This window comes from Candidatus Omnitrophota bacterium, assembly GCA_028707125.1.
Lineage (GTDB): Bacteria > Omnitrophota > Gorgyraeia > Gygaellales > JAQTUX01 > JAQTUX01.
In genome coordinates this window covers 339186-343470 of record JAQTUX010000002.1, presented here as the reverse complement: position 1 = coordinate 343470, position 4285 = coordinate 339186, and the positions used below count along the sequence as shown (strand labels likewise).

The window sequence follows — 4285 nt, the reverse complement described above, 5'->3', positions numbered from 1 at the left end:
ACGGATAATAAGTTTCGCTTGAGAGGCGGTTACTAAAGATATATAATTAACAAGAATATTCACTGCCTGTATTCAGGCAGGGCCAAAAGGAGATGATGCCGTATGCGGGAAAGAAGAAGGAGCGCGAGGTGGGAGCTCGAGGCGAAGGAAGCGCAATTTTGCCTGCCCGGGTCAGATGAGCGCAGGCAATGCCGCCTCGAGGACTTGAGTTTCGGCGGCTGCCGTATCGCCTGCCGGGATGATCTGCCTGTGGGCAGCGATGTTGAAATGATCGTTGCATTCCCTTATCTTGAACCCATTGTGGCCGAGGCAAAGGTCGTCTGGGGCAGGGATGAGGTCTTCAACAAGCAGCGGGGCCTGAGGTTTACCAAGTTAGGCGACCTTGACAGGGAGAAGATATTCCTCTATGTGCGGGAAAACCACAGGGATGAGCTGGCCAGGAACTGGTGGGCGGGGATTAATTAAGGTATTTTAACTTGACACAGCTGCCAATAGATAATAAAATTGAGGTCTGATTTCCAGCCGTAAATCAAGGGTCAGAAGAGGATGATTTGGATGCGAAGATGTAAAACAGGGATTTTTTTGTCTATTTTAGCGTTGGCGGCCGTTTTTTGTTCCTGGGGCTGCTCTGTTAAGAAGCAGGAAGGCAGATCCCTGACGGTCTGGCACTGGATGACCGACAGGAAGCCGGTGTTTGAGGAGCTGGCAAAGAGATATGAGGCGCAGACGGGCATCAAAGTGGCATTTGAATTATACGCCCCCTCAGACGCGTATTCCCAGAAGGTGCGCGCCGCGGCGCAAGGGGTAAACCTTCCCGATATATTCGGGATATTAGGCGAAAAGAGAGATTTCGCCTCTTTTATTAAGGCGGGCCACATTCTTGAGCTTACGCCTTACATGGACGAGAATAACGCCTCCTGGAGAAACGGTTTCTATGAGAAGGCGCTGGAGGTCAACGAATTCAGATACGGCAATGCCTATGGAGTGGCCGCGGGCATCTACGGGGTGCCCATAGACATTATGACTATCCAGATGGTGTATAACAGGAAGCTGCTTAAGGAATTAGGGGTTAAACCTCCCGATACGTTTCAGGAGTTTCTGAATATAGGCGCTAAACTGTCTTCATCCGGGTTTAAAGATAAAGGCGTGCAAGGTTTTGTCTCCGGCTGGGTTGAGGTGTGGATGATCGACTGTTTTGCCAATAATTATGCCCTTAATATTATGGGCAAGGATAAGGTGCTGGCAACGATACGCGGGGAAGTCCCTTATACCGACCCTGATTGGCTCAAGGTGTTCGCGCTTTTCAAGGAGATGCGGGATTCCGGTATTTTGGCTACAGGGATCGTGACTATGGTGAATAAGACCGCTGAGCAGCTTTTTGCCACCGAGAAGGCGGTATCCGCCTTTAACGGCTCATGGTGCGTGAACGTTTATAAAAGTATGAATCCCGTCCTTGATTACGCGGCAATGCTGCCGCCTGTTGTCAGTGATCAGCACCCTATGGCTGTCTGGGGCGGGGCAGGGTCTTCGTTTATGGTCAACGCCCGTTCCAGGAATAAAGAAGAAGCGGTAAAGTTCCTGCGGTGGCTTACCGATGATCAGCAGCAGGCCTATTTATCCGGCGCTACTAACAACCTGCCGGCGAACAGGCAGAGCGCCTCAAAAATGCCCGAGATCAACGCGATGTTTGCCCGGGGCATGGATCAGGCGGCTCATCCCGCCGCCTGGGACGTATCGGAGTTTTCAATGGTGATCGAGGCCCGGAGCAAAGGGATCCAGGCGATCATCTTAGGCAGGAAAACCCCTGAACAGGCAGCGGCCGAAACCCAGGCGGTTAAAGAGCGGGAAATGGCACGCGAGCGGAAATAGGCGCCAATAAGAAAGGAGCAGTTAATGGAAGAAGCAGCCAGCCAACCGAAACACCGCGTAACGGCGCGCGAAGACCGCGTTCCTCTTTTTCAAAAAGCCATATACAGCATAGGAGGGTTCGTCAACAGTTTTCAGGCCGCCGCTCTTGGGGCGATGGTCATTGTTTTGAATCTCGGATTAGGGGTAAATCCGGCTTTAGTCGGCCTTGTGGGTTTTATCCCGCGTATTTTTGACGCCATAACAGATCCTATTACCGGCTACATTTCGGATAACATCCGCACACCCTGGGGCCGCCGCAAGCCCATTATATTCCTTGGGGCTATTTCCGGCGGGCTTTTCTACGCGTTGATGTTCCAGCTTCATCAGGGGCACAGCGAAATGTACTATTTCTGGTATTTCTTATTGTTTCAGATCCTCTTTTTCCTCGGATTTACCTGTTTTTCCATTCCCTGGATCGCGCTGGGTTATGAAATGACGCCCGATTATCATGAACGCACGCGCCTGCAGGGAGCCAGCAATTTCGTCGCCCAATTTGCCTGGGTGGTCGCCCCCTGGTTGTTCAAGATCATGCAAAACAAGAATATGTTCCAGGATTTAACCCATGGCGCGCGCGTCCTGGCGATAGTGATCGGTATCTTTATCGCCATTGGCGGCATGCTCCCGGCTATTTTCAACAAAGAGCGTTTCGCGAATTTGCCGAAACCCAAAAGAGGGAAGGGCCCCTGGAATGTTACCAAGCATTTCTTCAGCGGTTTCTCGGACACCTTTAAATGCGGCCCATTTGTAAAACTTTGCGCGGCTACATTCCTGATCTTTAACGGATTCATGCTCGCCTCCGCATTTTCGGCCTATGTTATTTTCTTCTATGTGTATGGCGGCGATTATTCCAAGGGCGGCACGCTTTTGGGCTGGTTCGGATCGTTCAGTTCCATCTGCACCTTCTGTGTTATCCTCATAGCGACGAAGCTCTCTACCATGATCGGAAAGAAAAAAGCCATTCTGATCACTCTTTCCCTTTCGATCATCGGCTACGCCTTGAAATGGATAGGATATAACCCCCAGCATCCGTATTTGCTGCTCATCGCCGCTCCGTTCATAGCATTCGGCCTGGGCTCGCTGTTTACTCTGGTGAGCTCAATGGTCGCCGATGTGTGCGACCTTGATGAGTGCAATACCAATACCCGTAGAGAGGGGATGTACAGCGCGGTGTACTGGTGGATGGTGAAACTGGGGCTGGCGGTTTCATCGCTTATTTCCGGGTTCCTGATAAATGCCAGCGGTTTCAATATCGCGTTAGGGGCCAACCAGACAGCCCGGGCGTTATTGTATATGAGGCTTTTTGATATCGGTATTCCCATCGTGACCACGCTGATCGCCATTTTCATACTCGCGACATTCCCCCTCTCCGAGCATCACGCGTATGAGAATCGCCGGCATCTGGAGAGGCGCAGGGAGGAAAGGCGAAAAGAAGAGGCGCAGGAAGCGCTGAGGCTGGCAGAGGAAAGGCGAAAAGGGGAGAGAAGGAAAGAATAAAGTGAAGGCCAAAGATATACTGGAAAATTACGCGTTCGTATTACCGGCGGCGGCTATCTTCGCGGTCTTCTATGTCGTTCCGTTTTTATGGGTTTTTCATTTAGGGATGTATGAGTGGGACGGGATACTGCCTGCCAAGGTTTTCGTCGGCCTGGGCAATTTCAAGGAGATCATGGCGGATAAGGCCTGGTGGCAGTCAATGCGTAACGCCGGCTATATCACCCTGATCGCGCTTACCTTTCAAAACGCGCTGGCATTTTTACTGGCATGGGCCTGTGACCGCGAGATCAGGATGAAGAATTTTTACAGGTTGATATTCTTTATCCCGCCCGTCCTCTCCGAGATCGTCGTAGGCATGGTCTGGCGCTTCATCATTAATGATGTAGGCGGGGCAAACCTTGTTAACCGCGCCCTGACAGGCGCGGGGCTGACGCAGCTTGTGAACAACTGGCTTTCAGACCCGAAGACCGCCCTGACTACCGTTGCCATTGTGCATTGCTGGAAGGGATTTGGCTGGGGTTTTCTGATATTCTTAGCGGGACTTCAGACCATACCGCGCCGGCTTTATGAGGCCGCGCGCGTGGACGGGGCAGGCGCCTGGGAGTCGTTTAAGAGCATCACACTGCCGCTTATGATACCGGTGGCCGTATTGGTCTCCATCCTTACTATTTTAGGCACGATGCAGGCCTTTGCCTTGATCATAGGTTTAGTGGGAGGGGAGTTCGCCGGTTACACCTCGGTCCCGGTCTTGAGGATACTGAATTCAATGCGCGCCTCATCCCGTTTCGGCTATGCCTGCGCGCAGGGCATCACGTTCGGCGCGATCTTAGTCGCTGTTTCATTCGTGCAGTACCGTTTCTCCAAAGCGAGGAAGGTTTGACCC

4 protein-coding genes are annotated in these 4285 nt (G+C 52.0%); all 4 read left to right on the top strand.

Annotation, left to right across the window (positions count from 1 at the left end; all coding sequences use genetic code 11):
- The first annotated feature begins 102 nt into the window (after positions 1-102).
- The 4 genes from PHR44_08070 (at position 103) to PHR44_08055 (ending at position 4282) form a co-directional block, all read left to right on the top strand.
- Positions 103-465: a PilZ domain-containing protein gene (locus PHR44_08070; protein MDD4910612.1), complete on the top strand. Its 363-nt coding sequence runs from the start codon at positions 103-105 to the stop codon at positions 463-465.
- A gap of 90 nt (positions 466-555) precedes the next feature.
- The gene (locus PHR44_08065; GenBank protein MDD4910611.1) at positions 556-1869 is read left to right on the top strand and encodes an extracellular solute-binding protein; all 1314 of its coding nucleotides are present in this window, start codon (positions 556-558) and stop codon (positions 1867-1869) included.
- A 24-nt stretch (positions 1870-1893) separates the two neighbouring features.
- Positions 1894-3402 (top strand): MFS transporter, encoded by a 1509-nt coding sequence (locus PHR44_08060; protein ID MDD4910610.1) that lies wholly within the window; start codon positions 1894-1896, stop codon positions 3400-3402.
- Position 3403: 1 nt separating this feature from the next.
- Complete coding sequence (locus tag PHR44_08055; protein ID MDD4910609.1) at positions 3404-4282, top strand: sugar ABC transporter permease; 879 nt, start codon at positions 3404-3406, stop codon at positions 4280-4282.
- The last annotated feature ends 3 nt before the right edge of the window (positions 4283-4285 follow it).